The organism is Nocardia xishanensis NBRC 101358, assembly GCF_001613365.1.
GTDB lineage: Bacteria > Actinomycetota > Actinomycetes > Mycobacteriales > Mycobacteriaceae > Nocardia > Nocardia xishanensis.
Map to the genome: position 1 here is coordinate 78,304 of NZ_BDCF01000020.1, position 23,084 is coordinate 101,387.

Annotated in this window: 27 protein-coding genes; 9 read left to right on the forward strand and 18 right to left on the reverse strand. The window is 68.2% G+C overall.

The window, feature by feature from the left end:
- Positions 1–57: 57 nt before the first annotated feature.
- Entirely contained in the window at positions 58–1,392 is a 1,335-nt protein-coding gene (locus tag NX1_RS17825; protein ID WP_373864884.1) for a mannosyltransferase, read from the reverse strand.
- Positions 1,393–1,691: 299 nt separating this feature from the next.
- On the opposite strand from NX1_RS17825, the gene NX1_RS17830 reads away from it, so the two are divergent.
- Positions 1,692–2,423 (forward strand): Rv1157c family protein, encoded by a 732-nt coding sequence (locus tag NX1_RS17830; RefSeq protein WP_245668557.1) that lies wholly within the window; start codon positions 1,692–1,694, stop codon positions 2,421–2,423.
- Positions 2,424–2,565: 142 nt separating this feature from the next.
- The gene (locus tag NX1_RS17835; protein WP_068060255.1) at positions 2,566–2,922 is read left to right on the forward strand and encodes a hypothetical protein; all 357 of its coding nucleotides are present in this window, start codon (positions 2,566–2,568) and stop codon (positions 2,920–2,922) included.
- 484 nt (positions 2,923–3,406) lie between these two features.
- On the opposite strand, the gene NX1_RS17840 is transcribed toward NX1_RS17835, so the two are convergent.
- From NX1_RS17840 to NX1_RS17855, 4 genes are all read right to left on the reverse strand, one after another.
- Positions 3,407–4,120 carry a DUF1906 domain-containing protein gene (locus NX1_RS17840; RefSeq protein ID WP_068060258.1) on the reverse strand — a complete coding sequence of 238 codons (714 nt, stop codon included), beginning with the start codon at positions 4,118–4,120 and terminating at the stop codon, positions 3,407–3,409.
- A gap of 171 nt (positions 4,121–4,291) precedes the next feature.
- A complete protein-coding gene (locus tag NX1_RS17845) occupies positions 4,292–5,428 on the reverse strand; it encodes a hypothetical protein (RefSeq protein WP_068060261.1) in 1,137 nt (378 codons plus the stop codon).
- 227 nt (positions 5,429–5,655) lie between these two features.
- Entirely contained in the window at positions 5,656–6,255 is a 600-nt protein-coding gene (locus tag NX1_RS17850) for a CHAP domain-containing protein (RefSeq protein WP_068060264.1), read from the reverse strand.
- 36 nt (positions 6,256–6,291) lie between these two features.
- Positions 6,292–6,948 (reverse strand): TIGR03086 family metal-binding protein, encoded by a 657-nt coding sequence (locus NX1_RS17855; RefSeq protein WP_068060267.1) that lies wholly within the window; start codon positions 6,946–6,948, stop codon positions 6,292–6,294.
- 90 nt (positions 6,949–7,038) lie between these two features.
- On the opposite strand from NX1_RS17855, the gene NX1_RS17860 reads away from it, so the two are divergent.
- The gene (locus tag NX1_RS17860; protein WP_068060270.1) at positions 7,039–8,028 is read left to right on the forward strand and encodes a helix-turn-helix transcriptional regulator; all 990 of its coding nucleotides are present in this window, start codon (positions 7,039–7,041) and stop codon (positions 8,026–8,028) included.
- 4 nt (positions 8,029–8,032) lie between these two features.
- Here NX1_RS17860 and NX1_RS17865 read toward each other — a convergent pair whose 3' ends face one another.
- A complete protein-coding gene (locus tag NX1_RS17865; protein ID WP_068060274.1) occupies positions 8,033–9,463 on the reverse strand; it encodes an MFS transporter in 1,431 nt (476 codons plus the stop codon).
- Positions 9,464–9,537: 74 nt separating this feature from the next.
- Between NX1_RS17865 and NX1_RS17870 the strand changes: the two genes are divergently transcribed.
- Together NX1_RS17870 and NX1_RS17875 are read left to right on the forward strand one after the other, a co-directional pair.
- Entirely contained in the window at positions 9,538–10,020 is a 483-nt protein-coding gene (locus NX1_RS17870) for a MarR family winged helix-turn-helix transcriptional regulator (RefSeq protein ID WP_068060277.1), read from the forward strand.
- A gap of 60 nt (positions 10,021–10,080) precedes the next feature.
- A complete protein-coding gene (locus tag NX1_RS17875) occupies positions 10,081–10,422 on the forward strand; it encodes a hypothetical protein (RefSeq protein ID WP_068060281.1) in 342 nt (113 codons plus the stop codon).
- Positions 10,423–10,426: 4 nt separating this feature from the next.
- On the opposite strand, the gene NX1_RS17880 is transcribed toward NX1_RS17875, so the two are convergent.
- Positions 10,427–11,242 (reverse strand): AraC family transcriptional regulator, encoded by an 816-nt coding sequence (locus NX1_RS17880; protein WP_245668552.1) that lies wholly within the window; start codon positions 11,240–11,242, stop codon positions 10,427–10,429.
- A 62-nt stretch (positions 11,243–11,304) separates the two neighbouring features.
- Here NX1_RS17880 and NX1_RS17885 point away from each other — a divergent pair, with 62 nt between their 5' ends.
- On the forward strand, positions 11,305–12,459 hold the full coding sequence (locus tag NX1_RS17885; RefSeq protein WP_157119820.1) for a DMT family transporter: 1,155 nt from the start codon (positions 11,305–11,307) through the stop codon (positions 12,457–12,459).
- A 3-nt stretch (positions 12,460–12,462) separates the two neighbouring features.
- Here NX1_RS17885 and NX1_RS17890 read toward each other — a convergent pair whose 3' ends face one another.
- On the reverse strand, positions 12,463–13,056 hold the full coding sequence (locus tag NX1_RS17890) for a helix-turn-helix domain-containing protein (protein WP_068060287.1): 594 nt from the start codon (positions 13,054–13,056) through the stop codon (positions 12,463–12,465).
- 77 nt (positions 13,057–13,133) lie between these two features.
- Here NX1_RS17890 and NX1_RS17895 point away from each other — a divergent pair, with 77 nt between their 5' ends.
- Positions 13,134–14,135: an NAD(P)/FAD-dependent oxidoreductase gene (locus NX1_RS17895; protein ID WP_218024140.1), complete on the forward strand. Its 1,002-nt coding sequence runs from the start codon at positions 13,134–13,136 to the stop codon at positions 14,133–14,135.
- 16 nt (positions 14,136–14,151) lie between these two features.
- Positions 14,152–14,769, forward strand: coding sequence for a class I SAM-dependent methyltransferase (locus tag NX1_RS17900; protein ID WP_218024141.1), 618 nt, complete (start codon positions 14,152–14,154; stop codon positions 14,767–14,769).
- 85 nt (positions 14,770–14,854) lie between these two features.
- Here the strand turns inward: NX1_RS17900 and NX1_RS17905 are convergent, their stop codons facing one another.
- The 5 genes from NX1_RS17905 to NX1_RS17925 form a co-directional block, all read right to left on the reverse strand.
- Positions 14,855–15,463 carry a hypothetical protein gene (locus NX1_RS17905; protein ID WP_068060295.1) on the reverse strand — a complete coding sequence of 203 codons (609 nt, stop codon included), beginning with the start codon at positions 15,461–15,463 and terminating at the stop codon, positions 14,855–14,857.
- A 191-nt stretch (positions 15,464–15,654) separates the two neighbouring features.
- On the reverse strand, positions 15,655–16,026 hold the full coding sequence (locus tag NX1_RS17910) for a hypothetical protein (protein WP_068060298.1): 372 nt from the start codon (positions 16,024–16,026) through the stop codon (positions 15,655–15,657).
- A 1-nt stretch (position 16,027) separates the two neighbouring features.
- On the reverse strand, positions 16,028–16,513 hold the full coding sequence (locus tag NX1_RS17915) for a roadblock/LC7 domain-containing protein (RefSeq protein WP_245668553.1): 486 nt from the start codon (positions 16,511–16,513) through the stop codon (positions 16,028–16,030).
- Positions 16,510–17,445, reverse strand: coding sequence for a hypothetical protein (locus tag NX1_RS17920; protein ID WP_068060299.1), 936 nt, complete (start codon positions 17,443–17,445; stop codon positions 16,510–16,512). The genes NX1_RS17915 and NX1_RS17920 overlap by 4 nt, the downstream gene beginning before the upstream one ends.
- Positions 17,435–17,764 carry a hypothetical protein gene (locus NX1_RS17925; RefSeq protein WP_245668558.1) on the reverse strand — a complete coding sequence of 110 codons (330 nt, stop codon included), beginning with the start codon at positions 17,762–17,764 and terminating at the stop codon, positions 17,435–17,437. The genes NX1_RS17920 and NX1_RS17925 overlap by 11 nt, the downstream gene beginning before the upstream one ends.
- Before the next feature lie 345 nt (positions 17,765–18,109).
- Between NX1_RS17925 and NX1_RS35475 the strand changes: the two genes are divergently transcribed.
- Positions 18,110–19,213, forward strand: coding sequence for a GlxA family transcriptional regulator (locus tag NX1_RS35475; protein WP_218024142.1), 1,104 nt, complete (start codon positions 18,110–18,112; stop codon positions 19,211–19,213).
- Here the strand turns inward: NX1_RS35475 and NX1_RS17930 are convergent.
- From NX1_RS17930 to NX1_RS17950, 5 genes are all read right to left on the reverse strand, one after another.
- On the reverse strand, positions 19,098–19,841 hold the full coding sequence (locus NX1_RS17930) for an SDR family oxidoreductase (protein ID WP_068060469.1): 744 nt from the start codon (positions 19,839–19,841) through the stop codon (positions 19,098–19,100). The two genes, NX1_RS35475 and NX1_RS17930, sit on opposite strands and share 116 nt — an antisense overlap.
- Positions 19,842–19,988: 147 nt before the next feature.
- Positions 19,989–20,171, reverse strand: a complete 183-nt coding sequence (locus NX1_RS17935; RefSeq protein ID WP_068060305.1) for a DUF6011 domain-containing protein — start codon at positions 20,169–20,171, stop codon at positions 19,989–19,991.
- 278 nt (positions 20,172–20,449) lie between these two features.
- Entirely contained in the window at positions 20,450–21,262 is an 813-nt protein-coding gene (locus tag NX1_RS17940) for an MBL fold metallo-hydrolase (RefSeq protein WP_068060308.1), read from the reverse strand.
- 79 nt (positions 21,263–21,341) lie between these two features.
- Positions 21,342–21,905 (reverse strand): ester cyclase, encoded by a 564-nt coding sequence (locus tag NX1_RS17945; RefSeq protein ID WP_068060310.1) that lies wholly within the window; start codon positions 21,903–21,905, stop codon positions 21,342–21,344.
- Between the two features lie 11 nt (positions 21,906–21,916).
- On the reverse strand, positions 21,917–23,017 hold the full coding sequence (locus tag NX1_RS17950; RefSeq protein ID WP_068060472.1) for an MBL fold metallo-hydrolase: 1,101 nt from the start codon (positions 23,015–23,017) through the stop codon (positions 21,917–21,919).
- Between the last annotated feature and the right edge of the window lie 67 nt (positions 23,018–23,084).

The window sequence follows — 23,084 nt, forward strand, 5'->3', positions numbered from 1 at the left end:
CCCGATCGCCGCGGTCCACCCGACTGCGTCGCGGAACCTGTGAGCGACGAACCCGGGCTACCCCGCCCGCGCGGAGCCGGCGACCACCTCGCGCGCCGCCTCGCCGGCCGACCGCTCGCGTCGCGCGCCGGCCCAGATGATCCAGGCGAACAGGACGAGCACGCCGAGCACGTCCACCGCGCCCAGCCAGGACAGCACGCCGGGCCGGGAGATCTCCCAGATCGTCGGCTGGAAGAACGACAGCACCCACGGCACGCCGATCAACATGGTCACCAGCCAGTAGCCGGCCAGGATTCGCGCGCCCGGCGCGGCGCGCAGCGGCCCGTAGACCAACCAGAGCACCGCGGGCAGCAACCACACCCAGTGATGCGACCACGAGATCGGCGAGATCAGCAACCCGAACAGCTGCACCAACAGCAGCGTGCCCATCCGGTCGTCCGGTTCCAGCGCCCGCCAGGCGAAGAAGGCGAGCGCGGCGACCGCGAGCACAGCCGCGATCCACACCGGCCCAGATTCCACGTCGTGGCCGAGGATGCGGCTCAACGTCCCGCGCAGCGACTGATTCCATACCGAGCCGACCGGGCCGATCCGGTCCGCGTCGCCGAGCAGCGTGCCGAAGTAGCGCGTCGCCTCGTGGTTGTTGATCAGATAGCTGATGCCGACGGTCGCGCCGAAAACCACCGCGGACCACAGCGCGGTCCCCCAGCGCCGCCGCGCGACGAAGTAGAGACCGGTGATCGCGGGCGTCAGCTTGATGCCCGCGATGACGCCGACCAGCCCGCCCGACAACCACCATCGCGAGCTGCGCACCGCGAGCATGGCGCCGAGCACCAGGAAGACGTTGACCTGTCCGTAGTCGATCGTGGTCCGCACCGGCTCGAGCCACACGCCGACCGTCGTCCAGCCGACCGCCGCTGCGCGCCAACCGGGTTCGCGCAATCGCTCTTCGCCGACGATCAATTCCAGCGCGATCCAGACCACGCCGTAGAGCGCCGCGACGGTGGCCAGCAGCCAGCCGACCGCGATCACTTTGAACGGCAGGAAATGCAGCGGGAAGAAGACCAGCGCGGCGAACGGCGGATAGGTGAACGGCAGCGGGAAATCCGGCGTCTTCTCCGCGTAGGTGAAGTCGTAGAGCCGATCGGTGAGCAGCGCCGCCGAACCGTCGACGTAGACGTGTAGATCGACCAAATTCATCCCGTTGCGTGCCACCAGCATCCACAGCAGACGGGCCAGAACGGACAGACCGAGCAGCAACACCGCCAGTCGCAGATGGGCAGCGGCCGGACGCTGGTCCGACCGATCGCTGTCTCGGTTCAAGTCGCGGGCTTTCGGGTCGGGGAAGCGGTCGCGGGCGGCGACCCGCCGATGTTCGGTGTGTCGGAGGCAAATGCCGAAGGCTGCGACTAGATTAACCGCAGCGCCCATCTATCCATGCGCGCTGGCAACACCGATAACATTTGCATCACCTTTCACATCGGTAACACCTCGCCGCACTACCGTTCGGTAACACTGATCGTCCACGGCACAACGTGATAACGACCACCGCTGTACAACTCGGTGGTCGTGTCCTTAGAGTGACCCCCGAAACAATGGGTCTTTACCCATTGACCAGATGTACCCCGAGGTTAAGGACGGCTAGACCAGTGCTTCGCACCCGAGGATCGCGGATCGCATTGACCGCACTCGCCATGGCGGCGAGCGCTTCGCTCGCCGCGCCGGTCGCAGTAGCGGCACCGGCGCCCGCCCACACCGCGGTTTCGAATAGCGTTCCAATGGTGCCCGAGGGCGTTCCGGTGGACGCGATCGCCGCGCTCACCCCCGCCATCGTCGGCGCCATCGCACGCCCTGCCGATGTCGCAGGACCGCAGTCCGCGATCCTCGATCAGGCTCGCATCCTGCTCAACAGCTTGAATCTGCCGCCGCAGATCAAGTCGACGCTGGAACGGATCATCACGTTCCTCGACGGCAGCGGCGGCGGCGGTCCGGAACTACCGCAGGACGGCCCGGTCATCGCCCAGTTCCTGTACCCCACCATCGGCAAGGGCTGCATCAGCGCGTCCGCCGACTCGGTCGGCACGGCACTCGCTGTTCCCGGCCCGGCCACGCTGCCTCCGCCCGGCCCCGCGGCCGGTCAGACCGGTTTCGTGTTCACCGCGCTCGGCACCAAGTCGCCGACCGCCGAGCAGAACCCGCCGATGACCGTGCAGTGGCTGAACCTCGACACCGGTCAGTCCGGCGTGCAGGCGCTGACCGACGAGGCGAAGATCAACCCGGACGGCCCTGCGACCCTGTCCGCCATCGTGAACACCGGCCGCGGCCGGATCGTCGCGGTGGTCGGCGGCTCGCTCACCACCAAGGCGCCCGACGCCGAGGCGCGCACCTGCTCGTTCCTTCCGACGCTCGGCTTCTTCAGCGTCTGATGTTTTCGAAGCCCGGCCGGTCGATCGCGACCGCCGGGCTTCGGCATGTCCGGAGCCGCCGACCAGGGCAGCCCAGCACCGACACACCGCCGCATTACGGCGATATTTCCCGGCACAGTCTCCGTTGTGGTAGACCGAAGGCATGTCGATTGCCGAAGGAACGGTACGACCCCGCTCGATCCGGAGCAGGCGCTCGCGCCGATCAATTCTGTCCATCCGCTCCGAGGGCTCGATCCTGTCCATCGGATCGGCCTACTCGATTCTCTCGATCGGCAGCGTCGGTTCGGTGCTCTCGATCGGGTCGGTCGGATCGTTCGGCTCGGTGATCTCCTCGGCCTCCTTCGCCAGCATCGGATCGGCCCTCTCCGGTCTGTCGCGCTGGTCGCTGCTGTCCTGGATGGGCAACCACGAAGCCCCGGAGACCCGCCCGAACCTGCGCGTGGTGCCGGACGACGAACCGGACCTGCGCGTCGCCCCGGTCTGCCACTCCCAGACATAGGCGTCCGAACCAGGCACACCTCCGTGTCCTTCGGGCATGGACGGACCGCGTCCAGCTGAATGGCCCGGCGCACCTGCGCATTCGCTCTGCCCGTGCGCGGAATCTATCGACGGACCCCACCCCACCGCGCGAACTAGGCCTCCGGCCTCGGTTTCGGCCGATGCGCCAGGGCTCGCGATGAACTCCGTCCAACCGCGCGAGCCACGCCATACCCCGCCCCACTCCGGCCCATGCGCGGGCGCAATCGACGGATCCACCGCCTGGTTCAGCGCATCATCGCCCCCACTCCGGCCATGCGCGGACGCTATCGAGAGCCCCGATCCGCCACGGAAACGAGACTCCGCATTCGCTCCGGTCATGTACGGACGCTATCGATGAACTCCGTCCGGCTGTGTCGGTTGAGGCACCTCCGGATTCGCTCCGACCCTGCGCGGGTCTATCGACGGAGCAGTTCCAACGGCGTGAATAGGCGTAGGACTCGCGCTCACCACTGCCCGTATTCGGGCTTCAGAATCTCGTTGAGGTCGATGCCGATGCCGTCGATGGCGCGCTTGTCGATCTCGAACTGGTGCAGGTGGGCGGCCGGGTGCACGAAACCCTTCGGGGTGCCCCAATTGTGCTGCCAGTACCAGGAACCCAGGCCCGCCGCCGTGGCGAGTTCGATGGTCGGCGAGTTTGCGTAGACGCCGACGTTTTCTTTACCGACCACCGCTTGCCAGCCGAGCAGGTACGGCGCGATCATGGTCGCGAAATCGACCGGGGTCGGGTTGTCGTCGATGGACGCGTAGATGGGCCTGCCCTCGGGGCCGCCCGCGGCCAGGTGCAGTTCGAGCCCACGTTCGGCGTGTCGCTTGCCCGCCTCCAGTCCGCCGCGCCAGTCGGCGGTCGGCCCCTTGCCGAACTGATAACAGGACACGATCTTCAGCCCGGCGGCGGCGAGTTCCTCGACCTCGCGGGCGAGCAGCGGTTTGCCCACCATCCACTCGGCGCCGGGCCGTCGATCGGAGACGTAGCGGATGACGCCGACGTGCCCCGCTTCGAGAATGGCGTCAGCCGAGGGCACGCCACCGGAGTAGTCGATCAAAGTGCCGAAGGTTCCTCTCGCGGACGCGGGGCCTGCGGAGCTTGTCACGCCGAGCGCGGCGGCCGCTGCGGTGTAGGCGAACAACTTGCGCCGGGACAGATCGAAAGAACGCATCGCAGGACTCCTTCGCACAACCCGTATTGGCTGGCAGCGTGCCCGGCGCACCTTCCCCAAGGCTCACACGCGCGCCGGGAGCCTCGAACGTGAACTCATTTCATCACATTTCACATGCGAACCGCTAGACCCATCGGACACATGATTCTCATTCGCCACAGGGGTTACGCGTCAGGCTATGCCGTCGATCCGCGCGGCCACGTCGATGGTTCGCCCCGAGATGTCACCGAGTTGCTCGCGCACCACCCGCTCCACCTGTGCGATCACCTGTTTCCTGATTCCCGCCAGCGCGCCGAGTGTCGCCGCGCGCATTCCGCGCGCCTTGAAATGCATCCGCAGGTCGTCGGTCACGGGCGGCGGCACGTCGATGACGATCAGCAGCGGATCGGCCGCCCGAGCGGTCAGCACCAGCGGAATCTCGACGTCGGCGCGGTACTCGTTCGCCTTGAAGATCTGCACGGTGATGTCCAGACCAACCGGCAGTGTCAGGTCGAACTCGACGAGATCACCCGGTCCCGTGATCCGTTCGGCCAGGCGCGGCTGCCGAATCGCCCCTTGCACGGTGACGGTGGCTCGGTCCTTCGGCCCCGCTTTCAGCGGCCCCACGGAGATCGGCCGTCCGGCCATCTTGTCGACGACCTCGAACACCCGGTCCCGCGTCACGATCCGGGCGAAGAATCGGTGGCCGAATTCGCCGTAATCGATCCACTCGAATTGTTCCCGCTCGCGGTGCCTCGACCGGACGCCCGCGACCATCGCCTCGACGTCGAAGACCCGCGCGCTCCTGGCCTGCGGTTCGGCCAGCATGGCGTTGACCCGATTCGCGACCTCCCGCTGCACCAGTCCCGCGATCGGATCGAGCAGCCACTCCCAAGCCGACTCCACAGTCTGGGCGCGCAGCACGAAGCTCACGTCGCGGGTGGTGATGGGCGGGATGTCGATGACGATGAGCAGTGGGTCGGCGGTGCGTGCGTGCAGCGTGAGATCGATCTCGACGACCGCCGCCAACCGCAGCTTCCTCCCGCCGAGCCGCACCTTCACCGCGAGGGTGAGCGGCACCGTCACCTGGAAGACCACGTGCGGATCGTGGCGGAGCACCGTGGGATCGCCGACCTTGCCCTCTGCGATGAATCCTGCGAGTCCGGGCGGGCCGATGTTGAAAGGTCCGATAGCCATGCCCCGCCCGGCCATGGAGGCCACCGCGGCCACGATGCGTTCCTCGGTCACCGCATGGGTGACGAAGCGTTCGCCGAAGGCGGCGTAGTCGATCCAGGACGGGTCGTTCGTCGTTTCTTCGGTCGGCTGCATCAGAGATTCCGAAACCCTCACCTTTCAACGGACAACCGACACGGTACGCGACAAAAGTTTCCGAATATCCGAACGTTCGGGGAACCCTGTCCTGCTGATGAGGGGGTAGCAGGACAGGGCCCGACACGACAGCGCTGCCGGGCGCTGTCGTCTCCATACTAAGGCTCGGCGGAGGACGCGCCGAGCCTCGCACGCGCCGAATCGGACGGTCTGAGCGGCAACAAGTTTCAGAAACGCCCGTATCCGACGACGTCCTTCACATCGGCCATGTGGAACCGGTGGATGCGCACCTCGCCGAATTCGTTGCCGCCGATCGTGGTCACCTCGCCGTTCGCCGCCTCGAGCACGATATTCGTGTGCTGGGAGAATTGGCTTTCCGGTCCATAGAGCAGCACGTCGCCGGTGCGGGGGCGATATCCGCTGCCCGCCGGCGCGAATCTGTCGGATCCCTCGTAGTACTCCTGGAGGGTGTAGACGCCCGGAATTCGCCACGACCCGGAGTTCGGGTTCGACAGCGGATGCCCGGCCTCGCGCATCGTCCAGCTCACGAAATCGGCGCACCAGGGCTCGACAAGCCCTTCGGCGTACTTCGGGCCGCCGCCCTGAGCGGCGAACTCGCGCTCCAGCACCTCGACCAGCCTGGCCTGCGCCGGTTCGAGGGTGGACCGGTCGATGTCGGGGAACGCGGTAGGACTCTCGCCGATCACGGCGGGGTGCCCGGAGCTCGTCCGCAACCAGAGCGCACCCGCGGCGACGGCCGCCACGACGACCAACCCCAGCGCCAGCAGCAGACCGAGCCGCGCCCGGGTTCTTTCCGGTACCGACACGCCGTCCCCCCAATCACTTTGTACGACCACTCATCCTTAGGACGAACGGCCGCCGCGAACGGTTCCCGGATCGCGACCCAAATAGCGCAGCAGTGCGGCGACCGCGTCGTCGTCCGGCGCGCCGTCGATCACCGGGGCGTACGCGCCCCACTGACGCAGCGGTTCCACGATCTCCATCACCGGCCCGCCGCCCGGCGCGGGGTTGGCGGTGCGCGCCGCGGCCAGCAAGGCGCGGGACATCTCATCGTCGAGCGGCGAGGGCTGCCCGGTGGCGACGGCGAGATCCCACGCGTGCACCGCCGCGTCCAGCGCGCACAGCACGGCCGCCACGGGCGTCGGGAGTGCGCCGTGCGGCAGCGGGGTCGGCACCTCGTGGGTCTCGTCGGTGACGGTCGCCCACGCGGCGGCGGTCTGTTCGATCGCGTCGCGCACCAGGGCGACGGGTGAGCCGTCGATCGAACCCGAGGGGGCGAAGGGGTTTTCCATCGGGCCGTTCCCGATGCCGAGGCACTTCGCGTACGCGAGCTGATCGCCTGCGGCGTGCTGAATCACCTGCGTCACATCCCATTCCGCGCACGGCGTCGGCAGGCGCAATTGGTCGTCGCGGATTCCGGCGACGACGTCGGTGAGCGCGCGGTACGCGGCGGCGAGGGTCTCGCGCCAGACGGTGGTGAGAACCACATCGGTGTGCATGGCGGGCCTTTCGGTTGTGCTTTGCGGTACTGACTACGAGCCTATGAGCCCATTAGGCTGCTTTCGTTCCTAATAGTTCGGGAGGCAATCGTGGCGGAGACCACAACCCGCGTGCTGCGTCTGCTGGCGTTGCTTCAGGACCGCGCCTACTCCGGCCGCGAGCTGGCCGACCGGCTCGGCGTCACGGATCGCACGCTGCGCAACGACATTCGCAGGCTGCGCGAGCTCGGCTATCCCGTGCACGCCGAGCGCGGCGCGATCGGCGGCTACCGGCTCGGGCGCGGCTCCACCATGCCGCCGCTGCTGCTCGACGACGACGAGGCCGTCGCGGTGGCGGTGGCGGTAGGACTGGCCGAGGACGGCGCGACCGGCATCGCCGACATCACCGAGCACGTCGGCCGCGCGCTGGCCAAACTCGAGCAGATCCTGCCGAAACGCTTGCAGCGCAAGGTCACCGCGCTGCGCAGCGCCACCGCGATCGGTCCGGCGACCACCGGCTCCCGCGAGCCGGACGCGCCCGTCCCCGCCGAAGTGCTCACCGTGCTGGCGGGCGCGATCCGCGACGGCGCCGCGGTGCGGCTCGACATCGCCAACGCCGCAGCGGAATTCGGCGACCTGATCGAGGCCGAGCCGTATCGGCTGATCAATTGGCAACGCCGCTGGTACCTGGTCGGCTACGTTCTCGACACGCACACCTGGCGCGCGATCCCCGTCGCCGGTGTACGCGACGCGACCGCGACCGGCCGCCGTTTCGCCGCCCGCGCGCTGCCCGACGACGACCTCGTCGCCTTCGTCATGCGCGACGTCGCCAGCACGGGATGGCGGGTGCACGCCGAGGTCACGGTGCTGGCGCCGGCGGAGGTCGTGCTCGCCCGGATCAATCCCGCGGTCGGCGTGGTCGAGCCGGTCGACGAGAACAGCTGCCTGCTGCATACCGGCGCGGACGCGCTGGAGACCATCGCCATCTACCTGAGCATGCTGATGATGGATTTCCGCGTCGACGGCCCGCCGGAGCTGGTCGCGCACCTGCGGACACTGGCCCGCCGCTACACCGACTCGGTGCGCGACGCACCGGCCTGACCGGTCAGGCCTTCTTGCCCATCGGAATGCACGCGGTCAGCGCGATGGCCACGATCGCGGCCGCCATGGCGATGAAGAATGTGGTGTGGAAGCCGTCGCGGGAGGGCAGCAGGTGCGCGCCGAGCGAGATCGTCATGTGCGCGAGCACCACGCTCATCACCGCGGAGGAGGTGGACGTGCCGATCGAGCGCATGAGCGAGTTGAGCCCGTTGGCGGCGGCCGTCTCCGTGATCGGCACGGCGCCCATGATCAGCGCGGGCATCGCCGCGTAGGCCAGACCGACGCCGCCCGCGACGATCACGGCCGCGAGCATGATCTCCCAGACGCTGTTCATCAACAGCACCGCGCACAGGTAGCCGACGGCGATCACGCCCGATCCGAGCATCAGCGTCAGCTTCGGCCCGCGCGCCGCCGACAGCCGCGCCGAGACGGGCGAGAGCGCCATCATCACCAAACCGGTTGGCGCGAGGGCCAATCCGGCGCTCACCATGGACAGCCCGAAACCGTAGCCGGTCTGCTCGGGCGCCATCAGCAGCTGCGGGAAGGTCAATGACATGCCGTACAGCGAGAAGCCGACGGCGATCGAGGCCATGTTGGTGAACAGCACCCGCGGCCGCGCCGAGACCCGCAGGTCGACCAGCGGTGCGCGCTGCCGCAATTCGAAGAAGCCCCAGCCGAGGAAGACCACCAGCGAGACACCGAACAGCGAGAGGATCGAGGCGCTGGACCAACCCCAGTCCGCGCCCTTGGTGATCGCTACGAGCAATGCCAGCAGGGCGATCGAAAGACCAACGGCCCCACCGAAATCGAAGCGAGCGGGGGTGCGCACCGGCGATTCCGGCACGAAAACGAAGACCAGCGCCGCGCAGACGACGCCGAGCGCCGCCGAGCTCCAGAACAGCACGTGCCAGTCCGCGTTCTGCGCGATCGCCGCGGCCACCGGCAGGCCGATCGCGCCGCCGACGCCGAGCGTCGCGCTCATGATCGCCATGGCCGAACCGACCCGCTCGGCGGGCAATTCGTCGCGCATGATGCTGATGCCCAACGGAATCGCGCCGACGGCGGCGCCTTGCAGCGAGCGACCGACGATCTCCGGCAGCAGCGAGGAGAAGCTCGCGCAGACCACCGAGCCGGCGATGAGCGAGAGCAGATTCGCGAACAGCACGCGGCGCTTGCCGAACATGTCACCGAGGCGGCCGCTGATCGGCGTGAACACCGCGCCCGCCAGCAGGGTCGATGTGATCACCCAGGACGCGTTCGACGCGGAGGTGCCGAGCAGCGTCGGCAGCGCCGGAATGATCGGAATGACCAGCGTCTGCATCAGCGAGACGACGACACCGACCATGCCGAGCGTCGCGATGAGCAAGGCGGGAGTCGGGCGGCGCCGGGTCTCGGCGTCCGTGACAGCGGGGGACGCTTCGGCAGCTAAGGTCATGGATGTGTACGCTACACACGCCGTGTATGCTGCACAATTTGGTAGAAGAGTGATCCGCGCGACATAGTTGTGCCATGTCAGACCGGGAACCCGCCGACCACGCAGCGCTCACGCGCCTCGTCTTCGAGCTCACGCTGCTCTCCCGGCACTTCCCCACCTCGGTGCTGCGCCGCCCCGGCTTCCAGCTGGACCGCTCCGCCTTCCTGCTCCTCACCAGGCTCGAAATCGACTACCCGCTCAGCCTGCGCGAACTCGCCGACGCCTTCCGCCTCGACGTCTCCACCATCAACCGGCAGGTCGGCGCGATGCTGAAACAAGGCCTGGTGGAGCGAGTTCCTGACCCCGAGGGAGGCATCGCCCGCAAGATACGGGCCAGCGCCAAAGGGCTGGATCTGCTTGCCGCCGACCGCGCCCAGAGTCACGACGGCATCGGAGCCGTTGTCGCCGAATGGTCCGAGGACGACATCGATCAGCTCGGTGTGCTGGTCGCCCGCTTCAACGAATCCATCGAGCACATCGAGCACAATCCGTGGCCGCGCCCGCCCGCGGCGCGCTGACCCGCGACCGACTTCGCCGAATCCGCTGCGTGGCGCCGCGCGGCCGTTAAGCTCCCGACGATGGGAGAACTTCGGCATTCCCGGCGCCACCGCACGGCCCGCCCGAGTTGGTTCGCCTGGGACAACTACCTGATCGGCGTCGTCGGCCTCGCCTTCGCCGTCGCCTTCGGCACGGCGGCCGCGATCCTCGCCCAGGCCGGGCACCATCCGCCCGCCCTCGCGGTCGCGGTGTTCGCGGCACTGTTCGCCACGCCCGCCGCGGTGCAGGCGATCGGCGAACTGTTCGCGGGGCTGGCGCTGGTCGGCATGCTGCTCGGTTCGATCGTGCTGCTGCCCGCGCTGCTGGTGAGCCCGACCGCGCGCCGCTGGGCGAAACGGCGGTGGGCGCGCGCCACGGTCTGACCGGTCAACCCGCGCGCGAGTAAACGCCCGGCGTGATGCCGTAGCAACGACGGAACCAGCGGGTCAGGTGCGCTTGATCGGCGAAACCCGCCGCCACCGCCGCCTCGGCGACCGGATGGCCCGCCGCGATCAGCCGTCGCGCCGCCCGCAGTCGCAGAATGCGCTGGTAATCACTCGGCGCCAGACCGTAATTCGCGCGAAAAGCCCGGTAGAGCGCGAAGCGGCTGGCGCCCGTCGTGGTGACGAGATCGTCCATCGACAGCGTCTCCAGATAACGCTCGTCGAGCACATCGCGCACGCGGCGCGCGATCGCGCCGTTGCCGCCGCCGATCACCGTTCTTTCGCGCGGGGCGCGCGCGCCGCGCTGTACCAGCGCCGCGACCGTCGCGGATAACGCCTCGTCCCTTGCCAATTCGGTGGCGTGCGAGGTCAGGCTCGCGTACAGCCTGCCGAGCGTGCCCGCGAGCAGCGGGTCGTGCAGCACGGGTTCGGCGAAGAGCGGCAGGCCCGCTGGGCGACCGGCCCGGTCGGAGAGCAGGTCGGTGATCAACTCTGTGCCGATGTGCACGATCCGGTAGGTGAAGCCCGCCTCGGTCGCGCTGTGCCCATCGTGCGGCTCGTCGGGATTGAACGCCATCACCATGCCTGCCGCGCTGACCCTCGCCGCGCCCCGGCAGTCGAAACTCTGCGCGCCGAAATCGGTGAGTCCGAACGAGTACGTCTCGTGGGCGTGCGGGTGATAGACGTGCCGCTCGAAGTGGGCGCGCATCACCTCCACCGGGCGATCCGGCATCCGCCGATACTCGACCCACTCGCTCACCGCTCCATTCTCACCGCACCAGCGTTCAATACCTCGCGGCGGCCCGCGCCGAGTATCGAAACGTGCGTATCCGTTTGCTGTTGATCGTGGTCATGGCCCTGTGGGGTAGCGCGTTCGCCTCGTCCAAGGCGGCCGTCGGGGATGTCCCGCACGAGGTGGCGGGCTTCCTGCGCTTCCTCGTCGGCGCCTTTGTCTTGCTCGTGGCGCTGCGCGCGCCGCGACTGCCCGCCGCCGAAGTGCCGCGCGTGGTCGGCGTCGGCATGGTCGGCGTGTTCGGCTACAACGCGCTGTTCTTTCTGGCGCTCTCGCTGGCCCCGGCCGCGGACGGCAGCGTGATCGTGCCGATGGCCGCTCCGGTCTGCACGGTCGCGGTGGGCGTCCTGCTCGGGCGCGTGCGATTGTCCGGCGCCCGACTGCTCGGGCTTGCGCTCGCCGCTGTCGGGGGCATCGTGTTCTTCCTCGGCATTCCCGATACCGGCGACAGCCGCCTGCTCGGCGACCTCCTCTTCCTCGGCGCCGCGGCTTGCTGGTCGGCGTACACCCTGCTCGGCGCGCCGCTACTGAGCCGATTGCCCGCCGCCACCGTCACCGTCTACGCGACCGCCGCGGGCGCCACCGCCCTCGGCCTGCTCGCCGCCCCCGCCTTCGCCGACGTCCGCTGGTCCGAACTCGGCCTCGAATTCTGGCTCAACCAGGCATATCTCGGCGCGCTGCCGACCGCACTCGCCTACGTGCTGTACTACCACGCGGTCGGCCGGGTCGGTCCCACCACAGCGACGTCCGCTATGTTCCTCGTCCCGGCCTTCGGATTGACCTGCGCATGGGTGGTCCTCGGCGAATCCATCGCGCCTCTGCAAGGGATCGGGGCCGGGTTGATGTTCGTCGGCGCGTGGACGAATACGCGTCTCGCGGTGGATGATTCGAGGTCCGTGGATTCCGCTCCGCGGGTAGCGGATTCCGCGCCGCTGGCCGCACCCGTCGTGGCAGTGCTCGAGCCCAGCGGAAGCGCAGCCCTTTTCGGCACTTCGACACTGGATGCCGACCCACGGTCCGAGTCCGACCGATCCACGGCCAACAGCGACCGACCGGATGTCGAGCCGGACCCGTCGACAGTCGTGCCGACGTCGTCCGAGTTCGACTCAGCCACAACGACTTCCAATCGAACAGCGGGTGATCGATCACATGGATCGGATCGATCCGTCGCTCGGCGGCAGTGAGCGTTACTCATCACGTTTCGATTTGGGGCGGGCGCGCAGGTGCGCGCGTTCGCCTTGTTTGCCGAAGAGACTGAGGAATTCGACGGGTTCGGAGTCGGCGGCGCCGAACCAGTGCGGGATGTGGGTGTCGAATTCGGCCGCTTCGCCGGGGGCGAGCACCAGATCGTGCTCGCCGATGATGGCGCGGAGGCGCCCGTTCAGCACGTAGAGCCATTCGTAGCCCTCGTGGGTCTGGAGGCGAGGTTCCGCGCCAGGGCCTGCGGGGTGGAGGACGATCTTGTAGGCCTGGATGCCGCCCGCGCGACGGGTCAGCGGCACCATGGTCATGCCTTGGCGGGTGACCGGCCGCAAGTGGACGCGCGGATCACCGGTGGGCGGCGCGTCGACGAGTTCGTCCAGCGTGACGCCGTGCGCCCTGGCGAGCGGCAGCAAGAGTTCGAGGGTCGGACGGCGGTCGCCGGACTCCAGGCGGGAGAGGGTGCTCACGGAGATCCCGGTGGTGGCCGAGAGGTCGGCCAGCGTGGTTTCGCGCTGCCGCCGTAGGGCACGGAGTCGGGGACCGACCGCGTCGAGCGCTTGGTCGAGGTCGTCGTCCATGGGACCAGTTTGCCAGATCGGCAAAGAATGTTGCCGTTCCCGGTGGCGGGCTCGCATAGTCTTCGCAGGAGGTGGTCATGGTGACCGATCAGCGGAGAGACAACTACGACGTGGTGGTGATCGGCGGCGGCGCCGCGGGGCTGAGCGGGGCGCTGATGCTCGGCCGATCGCGCCGCTCGGTGCTGGTGATCGATGCGGGCGCGCCGCGCAACGCTCCGGCCGAGGGCGTGCACGGCCTGCTTGCCAGGGAGGGCACGCCGCCCGCCGAATTGCTGGAACGCGGCCGCGCCGAGGTGCGCGAGTACGGCGTCCAGCTCACGTCCGGCGAAGTGCGCGGCGCGAAACGCGACGGCGACGGTTTCGTCGTGACCTTGGCCGAAGGCCGAATCGTCGGAGCCCGCAGGCTGCTGGTCGCCACCGGCTTGGTCGACGAACTGCCCGACATTCCGGGCTTGCGCGAACGCTGGGGCCGAGACGTGGTGCACTGCCCGTATTGCCACGGCTGGGAGGTCCGCGAACGGCCCATCGGCGTGCTCGCCACGGGTCCGATGTCGGTGCACCAGGCGCTGCTGTTCCGGCAGCTGAGCGCCGACGTCACGTTCTTCGCCGGCACCACCTCACCGACGCGGGAGGAATCGGTGCAGCTGGCGGCCCGCGGCGTGCGGCTGGTCGAGGGCGAGGTCGCGCGACTGGAGATCACCGACGACCGGATCACCGGCGTGCGGTTGAGCGACGGGACCGTGATCGAACGCGAGGTCGTCGCGGTCGGGTCGCGGATGGTGGCGCGAGCCGATTTCCTCGCGGCGCTCGGACTGCGTCCCTCCGAACATCCCATGGGCGAGTTCATCGCCGCCGACCCGACCGGCCGCACCGAGGTCCCCGGCGTGTGGGCGGCGGGGAACGTCACCGACCTTGCCGCCCAAGTAGGCACGGCCGCCGCCGCGGGCGCCACCGCCGGAGGACACATCAATGCCGACCTGGTCGCCGAGGACACCAGGAACGCGGTCGCCGCGTATCCGTTCTCACCCGACAACGAAGCCCGCCTGTCCGCGGCGGCGGGCAATGGCCACGGCCTCTGAACACGAAAGGCGCACCGTGCCCGAACAACTCGACCACGCATTCTGGGAAGCCCGCTATCGAGGCCATTCGACAACCCAGCGCCCGCAACCCAATCCACACCTCACGGTCGAGGCGGCGAATCTGGCCCCCGGCCGTGCGCTGGACGCGGGCTGCGGCGAAGGCGCGGAAGCCGTTTGGCTCGCCGCACACGGGTGGCGGGTGACGGCGGTGGATTTCGCCACCGCCGCCCTCGATCGGGCCGCCGAGCTGGCGAACCTCCGCGGACCGGAGATCGTGGACCGAATCGATTGGCTGGCAGCGGATCTGACGGAGTGGACGCCCGAGGAGGACGGCTACGACCTCGTCTGCTCGCACTACGCCCACCCCGCCACGGGAGCCGAAACATTGCTTCGGCGACTGGCTCCCGCCGTCGCGCCCGGCGGCACACTGCTCATCGTCGGCCATCACCCCTCGGACGCGCACTCCGCCGCGCACGCGACCGGCGTGCACGTCACCGCGGAGGATCTGGCGGCAACGCTGGAACCCGATCGCTGGGAAATCACCGTGGCGGAGACCCGATCTCGCACGATGACGCACGGCAGTCACCAGATCGAGCTGCGCGACACGGTTCTGGTGGCCCGCAAGCAACGCTGAATTCATCCCTGTATCAAGTGGCCCGGGGCGCGGCCATGGCCTGTCGGATCGACGTCTGCGGGCGATGGCCGCTTGTACCGCTGCCTTACTTCCGGGCCGACACCAGCATCGGCTCGTGCAGGTCGAAGTACGTGACCTCACCCATCAGCCTGCTCTCCTCTTCGAGCAGCGGACGCAGATCGTCGGGAATCTCCATCTTCTCGTGTTCCCGGGCCTCGGCTTCGGACCTGAAATACACCGCCTCGACGTATCCGTCGGCGCCGTGGGTCGCCAACGTGCCGCCGAGAATGTCCGGACGCGCTTCGTGCAGACGGTCGTCGGTCAGCGCTTGCAGTTCGCGCATCCGGCGCGCGTCGGTCGTGTGGCCCTCCATGATCTGCACGAAGCCCGCCTCGTCGGAGCCGCCGCCCATCCACTGCGTCACCTCCGGGCAGTCCATGAAGGTGACCGGTCCGTCGAAGCACTGCTCCGTCTCGGACCACCAGGCGCCCTGCTCCGGGCGCGCACTGTTGCGTCGCGCCGCATCCTCGGATTCGAAACGGGCGAGCGCGATGAACGTGCCGTCGTCGCACAGTCCGTACGTCGTGCCGAGGTACCCGACAGCGCCCGGTTCCAGCTCCGCTGTCCACCGATCCATGCACCGATTCAGCCGGTCGGCGTCGGACACTTTGCCTTGAATCACTTGGATGAACATCTGTCCTCCTCGTGTGGAGCGATCACTCCGAAAGCCGCGGTGCCGACGCGTCGCGGTCCACCGAGCGTGGGGAATGGCCCGGCCCGCCAACGCCGCCGCCGCACCGTCAATCGTTCGCCGCCCGGCCTGCAAGCGCAAGTGTCCGCAGTCCGACTCACACCCAAGGCCGACGCGAGCCCTCGGGCGGCCGATCAGACTTCCAATTCCTCTTCGATGCCCCTGAGGTGGTGCCTGGCCAGCGCGAGGTTGGACCGGCCGCGGTCCAAGGCGAGGTAGAGGAAAAGCCCTTTGGACTTTCTGCCCGTCATCGGCCGGATGATGTGGTATTGGCCGGAAAGCGTGATGAGGATGTCCTCGATATCCTCTTTGAGGCCGAGCTGTTCCATGGTGCGCAGTTTGGCGCGCACCACCTCGGTATTGCCCGCGGCGGCGACCTGAAGGTCCAAAGCCTTCGAGCTGCTGAGCATTCCGAGCGCCATACCGCTGTTGTAATCGACGACCGCGGCGCCGATCGCGCCGTCGATCACCATCATGTCCTTCAGTGCCAGATCGAGATTCGACATTTCATTCCTTTCGATGGGTGTGCGTTACCCGGTCCCTGCCGGGCTTGTGCGTCATCGCCGCCAGATGGTCGACGATCGCGCGGGCCACCGGGCGCGACTCCAGATGGAGCCGGCCGACGTTCACTTCGGATCCGGCCAGTACGGTCAGCGAGGCCCAGCCCGCCGCGTAGATCACCACGTGCCCCTCGGTGCCGCGCACCACGACCTCGTGGAAGCCGCCGCCGTTGGCGGTGGCGGCCAGCCGGTACGACAGCGCGAGATGCGAAGCCGACAGCGCTGCCATTCCGTCGGGTTCGATGTGCGCGGGCAGGTCGTGCGCGATCAGTAGCCCGTCGCCGGACGCGACCAGCGCGCCGGTCAGCTGTGGCACCCGATCCCGCAGCATCTTCAGTTCCGCCAGCACCGCCGCGTTCGGTCCGGGTCCGGACATCGCCACCTTGGTCAACCTTCCCATCCATTCGCCGAGCAATTTCTTTCGCGCGGTCACGCAAGCTCCTCCAACGCCGCCCGTAGGCGAACCAGCACGTCGCGGTCGACGGGCTCCCACCGTTCCGCGGGCGGCGGCGGGACCATGCGCACCCGACGGCGTAGGGGTGGGCCAGTGGGCTGGCCCGGTGCCGACGCCGTCACGGTCACCGGCTCCGCGCACGCCGCAAGTTCGGCGCTACGATGCCCGGTCAGCTTGGAATGCTTGCCCTTTCGCGTCTCGATTCGTGCGGGTGCCCCGTCTTCACGCGGTCCGCTGTAGGGGGCGAAGCCCGACGGGGCGGCGTGACGACCTGGCTCGACGACAATCGAAGCGGGCGGCTCGATCAAGCCCGCCGCGGTCAATTCCCGCACCGCCTCCAGACAGCCGTACGTGGTGCGGCCCAGATCGCGGGCGATACCGGTGATGCTGCGCTGGGTATCCGCCGCCGCGAGCACCTCCGCCTGGCCCGCGGTGAGCACCACGTGGCGTCGCCGGACGCGGCGTACCGGCACCACCGCGGCCCGGTCCACCAGCTCCGCGGGCCACGGGCCGGATTCGGGATCGCCGCGCCGCTCGCATTCCTGCACCAGCGCGCGCGGCGTGATGTGGCAGACCGGGGCCAGCCAGTGCGGCGGCGCGGGCCGGAACTCGGGTTCGTCGGAGGAAGCGAGCAGGAAGTATGCCGCATCGAAAACGGACAGCAGCGCAAGGGTTTCCAAGCGTGGCCGCGCCAGCAGCTGCCCGGGATCACCCGCGCCGGCGCGCCGCCAATCCTCCGCGGTCGCCACGCCCGCCTCCACCACCAGCCGGTCGAGGCCGGTCGTTCTGCGGCAATCGGCGGAGGCGATCACGCCGCCGGTGAGATGAAAAGCGCCGTCACCGGCGTGTAAGACACCTGTACTCCCTTCCTTTTCCAGCCGCCGCAGTTCGACGGCGAGTTCAACGCCCATAACCGTCCTCGGCGAATTCCGCGAGAATCGCCCGCAGTCGATATCGCGCCATCGCCAGATTTCCGGTGTCGACGTCGCACAGCAAGTGCACGAAAAGCCGGCCGTCGAAGTCGCCGTCCACCAGATTCAGCAGGTGAAATCCGCGGGACCCGCACACGATGATCTCGGTGAGATCGTCGCCGTCCCTGCCGGTCGCCAGCGCCGAGCAGCCGAGCACCGTACGAACCACATCCGTTGTGGCCGCGGCATCTTCGTGCTGATCGACCAGATCGTGCTGCCCGGCCGCCGCGATCGCAAGACCACTCGCCCCGTCTACCATAGTCACGCTGCGCGCACCCGGAATGTCCATGATGCGTTTCAAGCAGCCCTCGATACCGATCACCGTGCCACCGCTTGTCTGTGAGGGTTTTAGCGAGTCACGACGCTACACACGGCCCCGGAGATCTGTACAGCTATCCACGGGAAATTCTTCGGCACACAACGCATTTCCCCCGGATACGCCAAAAGAATACCCTGCGGTATTTCAAACCTACCGGTAGTTAACGGACTTTGGTCATTTCGCGTTGCGAAATTAGGTTGCACACAACGCGGAAGACCCGCGGTGCGGGATTCACCGCCCACGTCTTCGAGCAGCTACCGCTGCCCCCTCCGCCTCGCGAACACGTTGCCTTCGAGCACCTTTAGGCTCCAGAAGGCGGGTTACGATCGGGCCATGCTGCGCACGGGGGGAATGCACCGCGTCACCGTTCTCATCCCCGATGACGTCGTCGTGCTCGACGCCGCGATACCGATGGACGTCTTCGGCTCGGATCCGAATTACCAACTCCAGGTATGCGCGGCGGCTCCGACTGTGCGGACATCAGTGCCGGGATTGTCCTGCGGCGCGGTCGCCGGACTCGAGGCCATGGAAAGGTCGGACACTGTTGTCGTTCCCGGTTACGCGTCCTTCGATCGGCCGCTACCGGAACCCGTGATCCGAGCGCTGCGGGATGCCCACGGGCGCGGCACGCGCATACTGTCGATCTGCACGGGCGCCTTCGCCTTGGCGGCCGCGGGCCTGCTGGCCGATCGGCCCGCCACCACCCACTGGCGCGCCGCACCGCTGCTCCAGGCCCGCTATCCGGACATCGATATCCGGCACGATCGCCTCTTCGTCGACAACGGCGACGTACTGACCTCGGCGGGCGTCACCAGCGGCATCGATCTGTGTCTTCACCTGGTGCGCAAGGATTTCGGCGCCGCCGCCGCGAACGACCGGGCTCGCGATCTCGTCGCCCCGCCGATCAGGGAAGGCGGGCAGACCCAGTTCACGCGGCCGTTCCTCGCCGATACGCCGGCTGCGACGCTCGCCGACCTTCGCGCGTGGATCCTGGCCAACCTCGACCACCCCCACACTCTCGACGGCCTGGCCCGCCGCTGCAATCTCTCCCGCCGCACCTTCATCCGCCGATTCCGCGATGAGACCGGCACCTCAGCACACGCCTGGATCACCACCGCCCGCCTCGACCACGCCCGCGAACTCCTCGAGAAGACCGAACTCTCCGTCAGCCAGATCGGCTACCGCACCGGCCTCGGCAACCCCGCCAACACCCGCGCCGTATTCAAACGCCACCTCGGCATCGGCCCGGGCGAGTACCGGCGCAGCAGAACGGTCACTGGCGGGCCAGCCACTCCGACAGCCGTGTCGGACCGACCTGTGCGCCCTCACCGGGCAGCAGGCTCTGCTGCTCCAGCACCGCCCCGAAATACCGCGCCTGCGGATCGGTGACCACTTCGCGCGGATCGGAACGCGCCGTCAGCACCGTGCGAATCCACTGGTCGAGGCCGAATACCTCAGGGCCGGCGATCTCGACGGCGCCGTTCACCGGCGTGCCCGCCGCGGTGCGGCCGACCGCGGCGGCCACGTCGTCGGCGGCCATCGGCTGCACACCGGCGCCGGGCAGCCGTACCGTGCCGTCGGTGGTCGCCGAGTCGGCGATGCCGCCCGCGAACTCGAAGAACTGCGTCGCGTGCACGAGCGAGTACGGCAGACCCGATCCCTTGATCAGCTCCTCCTGCGCCACCTTCGCCCGGAGGTACCCTGACTCGGGCAACCGGTCCGTGCCCACCACCGACAGCGCGACATAGTGGCCGACGCCTGCCTCCGAGGCGGCGGCGAGCAGGTTCGTGGTGGAGGTCCGGAAGAACTTCATGACGTCGTCATCGGCGAACGACGGCGAATTGGAGACATCGACGAGGACCTCCGCACCCTCCAGTACCTCTTTCAGACCTTCGCCGGTCAGTGTGTTCACCCCCGTGCTCGGCGCGGCCGGAACGGCTCGATGGCCGTGCTCACCCAGCCGAGCGACGAGCTTCGAACCGATCAGCCCGGTGCCGCCGATTACGACGATCTTCATGCTCATCCCTTCCGTTCGAGTGCTGCTTCGAGGGCCGGAGTTCCCCTGCGTCGAGGACAGAACAATCGGCCATTTCCTGACAAGCGCCGTGTACCCACGGCGGACCCGCGATCACCGCCGGTCGCAGCGGCCGCCGGAGAACCGACGTCAGGCCACGATGTCGAACAGCGTCAGTTCCCGCGCCGCGGCGGCGCGCTGTTCGGCGCGCTCACGGATCGCGCACGTCGGCCCTATCCCCTGCGCGACCGATTCCGCCGACACCAACCAACCGTGACAACGGCGACAATGCGCCACCAGCCTGATCTCGGGACGGTCATCGATCTCGGCCATCTCGCACTCCTTCGGCCGCAGTAGTCTCCCCACCCTGAGAGTGACAGAGGGGACCGACACGTTCCCGCGATCCGGCCTGCATCGAGACCGACGGCGCCGCAGGGCATTCTGCGACAGGGAGGGCACGACATCGCCTGACTTACGCTACGAGGACACCATTCTCGTCCTGGCCGTTTGCTTCGGCGCGGGTTAGACGTGCAAATGCGCCGACGCGGCCCCGTCGCGGGAGTCGATGCTGGCTCGCCGAGAGGCTTCGGCATCGCCTGTCCGAGAAGGTCTCACTGTTCCTGTGTGATGGTGGCCAGTTGTCGTGCTCGGTGGAGAAGGTGCGGGTCGTGAGCGTTGACCAGGAGAAGTCCCGGCCCGGCCGACATCCAAAGTTCGCCAAGCCGTTCGTGATTGGCCCGAACGGCGGGCAGGTCATGTGCGACGAACCGTTCCATGGCGGTCAGGGCGCTCGGCACACGGCCGGTGCCGTCGATCTGTCCATGGTGGTAGAACGCGTCGCCCGCGTGCAGAATCCATCGGTCGCCCGTATCGACCGCGACAGCGGCGTGGCCGCGGGTGTGGCCGGGCAGGCTGATCATGACGAGGCCGAGCGCGATATCGGCGAGTTCCTTCGCGGCCGCGAAGCCATTCCACGATTCACCGTCCCCGGGCGCGTGCCGAACGAGCGTCGGGTAATGGGCTCGCTGCGTCGGCAGGTAGCGGCCCCGCTCGACCAGCCCGCGCGGACGAAGCGCCGCGGCGGCTTCGTCCGCGGTGAGATGCACTCTGGCCCACGGGAAATCGGCGAGTCCGCCGGTGTGATCGGCATCGAAGTGGGTGAGGACGATATCCCGGACGTCGCGCGGGTCGTACCCGAGCTTTTCGATCTGCCGGATGGCGGCCTCGGACTCGTCGAACACCGGACGGACGTAGTACCGGGCCGGGCCGAATCTGCCACCGGGATCGGCGGCGTCGCGCAGGCCGAGCCCACTGTCCACCAGCACCAGCCGGTTAGCGGCCTCCAGCAACAGGACGTGGCATACCAGGCCATCCGGCGTGCGCGGCGGGCGCATGGTGCCGCAGTTGAGGTGGTGCACCTTCATCCGAGCGGTTCCTCGGATCCCTTGCCGCCGACGAACGCGCGCACGGTCACGGTCTTCTCCTCCGGTGGGTCGGCGGCGGTCAGTCGCCGAGGTCGGGTGGCGTGGTGGCCAGCAGGCGCGGATCCGGTTCCGCACCGGCCATGGCGAGGGCTCCTGCGACGGCGCGGCCGAGTTTGAGCAGGTCACGCGGATCGCGCTTGTCGAGCCCGCCGACCAGCTGTTTGAGGATGGTGAGCTGGTCGAAGTAGATCCGCTCGGTCACGAGGCGCTCCTGCTCGTCGAAGACGAAGTAGGCGGTCATCCTCGTGCGGTGCCGGGAGCCGGTCGGGGGGATCTTGCCGAGCGGACCGAGATGCGTTCCGAGCAACCAGAATTCGACGATGACCGCGTCGTGGCTGTGCCGGAACGCGATGAGCTCGTGATCCTGATCAGGGAAGGCGACGCGGGTGTCGTGGTAGTAGTCGCGCACTTCGCTGTCCCCGTCGTGCACGAGCATCTGCGCGATCAGCTCGTAGTGCGGGTGCGGGAACGTCGACAGGGTGGCGTCCCAGTCCTGGCTGACCTCGTCGCGGAAGTGGTCGAGCACCAATTTCTCTCGCGCGCGCAGCACGTCTTCGGGCGGCAGGGTGAATCGTTTCGGCATGGAAGTGCTCCTCAAAGACTCGGTCCGTGGGTGATGTGACCGTGGCTGAACGTGGGCCGGGTACCGGGATTGGTCCACGCGCCGGTGAGCTCACTGGACGGGAAGAACTGCAGGAATCGCGGGTCGGTCTGGCTGCGATCGGCCAGCGTCTTCTCGGCGATGATCGAGTTGTACTGTTCGGCGGTCGTCTCGATCGTGTTGGCGTTGAGCACGACCTCCTGCTGCCACCGCGCCGCCCATGCCGCCAGGCCTGGCATACGGGAATGCTCGGGAGTCAGCGCCTCGGCGGCGATCACGTTCTCACTGCTGACCCAGATGCCGGTCGCGGTGTTGAGCACCAGACTCTGGTTGCCGAACACGTGCCCCGGCGTCTTGACGACGGCGACGCCCGGCCCGAGCACCACCGATCCCTCGATGGGCAGGAACGCCTCGGCGGGCACGTCACGGTATGCCGCGGGCTGATACCACGGCCGCTGCAATGGATGCAGTTCGGCCATCGCGGCCAGCTCGTCACGCTGCACGATCACCTTCGCGTTCGGGAAGATCGCCCGCGGCGTCGACTCGAGATCCTCCTGATAGACCGTGGTGCCGACCCACCGGCGCAGATCTTGGGTGTGCAGGTGGTCGAACATCAGGTAGTCGACTTCCTCCGGACCGATCCCCAATCGCGCGAGATGACTTGGCACGGTGCCGTGCTCTCGAACGACTTGCCGCTCGAGCACTCGCGGCGTTCGCTTCGACAGGTCGGCGAAATACGGTGTGTACCTGCCCAGTTCGACATCCGAGGGCTCGAACAGCAGCGTCCGGTGACGCCGCGCCGAATCGTGCCAGCGGATCACCAGCATGCGGTTGGTGATCGACAGGAAAGGCGCGATCGCCCGCGAAGCGCGGAACAGACCGAACCGCGTCGGGTACGGCAGCGTCACCAGGTCGCATGTCGTGACGCTGTCCGGTGTGCCGGTGCTCGGGAACTCGCGGCGGAACGAGCGCGCCTGATCCCGAACCCTCCGCAACCGGGTGCCTGGGCTGTCGCCATTCGTGGCGAAGGCGTCGATACGGTCCCCCACGGTCGGAAGGTCGTCGACGGTGGCCGGACCCCAGGGAAAGCGCATACGGATCTCCAATATCCACAATGTGGGTTAATGTCAGCCGAACTTATACCCACGATGTGGATTAAAT

Coding starts and splice junctions, on each gene's coding strand:
- NX1_RS17920 (WP_068060299.1), bottom strand. CDS start 17,445: ATGGGCGTTGAACTCGCCGTCGAACTGCGGCGGCTGGAAAAGGAAGGG.
- NX1_RS17890 (WP_068060287.1), bottom strand. CDS start 13,056: ATGGACGACGACCTCGACCAAGCGCTCGACGCGGTCGGTCCCCGACTC.
- NX1_RS17895 (WP_218024140.1), top strand. CDS start 13,134: ATGGTGACCGATCAGCGGAGAGACAACTACGACGTGGTGGTGATCGGC.
- NX1_RS17940 (WP_068060308.1), bottom strand. CDS start 21,262: ATGAAGGTGCACCACCTCAACTGCGGCACCATGCGCCCGCCGCGCACG.
- NX1_RS17840 (WP_068060258.1), bottom strand. CDS start 4,120: ATGCGTTCTTTCGATCTGTCCCGGCGCAAGTTGTTCGCCTACACCGCA.
- NX1_RS17930 (WP_068060469.1), bottom strand. CDS start 19,841: ATGAAGATCGTCGTAATCGGCGGCACCGGGCTGATCGGTTCGAAGCTC.
- NX1_RS17945 (WP_068060310.1), bottom strand. CDS start 21,905: ATGCCGAAACGATTCACCCTGCCGCCCGAAGACGTGCTGCGCGCGCGA.
- NX1_RS17865 (WP_068060274.1), bottom strand. CDS start 9,463: ATGACCTTAGCTGCCGAAGCGTCCCCCGCTGTCACGGACGCCGAGACC.
- NX1_RS17925 (WP_245668558.1), bottom strand. CDS start 17,764: ATGGTAGACGGGGCGAGTGGTCTTGCGATCGCGGCGGCCGGGCAGCAC.
- NX1_RS17870 (WP_068060277.1), top strand. CDS start 9,538: ATGTCAGACCGGGAACCCGCCGACCACGCAGCGCTCACGCGCCTCGTC.
- NX1_RS17905 (WP_068060295.1), bottom strand. CDS start 15,463: ATGTTCATCCAAGTGATTCAAGGCAAAGTGTCCGACGCCGACCGGCTG.
- NX1_RS17910 (WP_068060298.1), bottom strand. CDS start 16,026: ATGTCGAATCTCGATCTGGCACTGAAGGACATGATGGTGATCGACGGC.
- NX1_RS17845 (WP_068060261.1), bottom strand. CDS start 5,428: ATGCAGCCGACCGAAGAAACGACGAACGACCCGTCCTGGATCGACTAC.
- NX1_RS17835 (WP_068060255.1), top strand. CDS start 2,566: ATGTCGATTGCCGAAGGAACGGTACGACCCCGCTCGATCCGGAGCAGG.
- NX1_RS17935 (WP_068060305.1), bottom strand. CDS start 20,171: ATGGCCGAGATCGATGACCGTCCCGAGATCAGGCTGGTGGCGCATTGT.
- NX1_RS17855 (WP_068060267.1), bottom strand. CDS start 6,948: ATGCACACCGATGTGGTTCTCACCACCGTCTGGCGCGAGACCCTCGCC.
- NX1_RS17875 (WP_068060281.1), top strand. CDS start 10,081: ATGGGAGAACTTCGGCATTCCCGGCGCCACCGCACGGCCCGCCCGAGT.
- NX1_RS17950 (WP_068060472.1), bottom strand. CDS start 23,017: ATGCGCTTTCCCTGGGGTCCGGCCACCGTCGACGACCTTCCGACCGTG.
- NX1_RS17830 (WP_245668557.1), top strand. CDS start 1,692: ATGGCGGCGAGCGCTTCGCTCGCCGCGCCGGTCGCAGTAGCGGCACCG.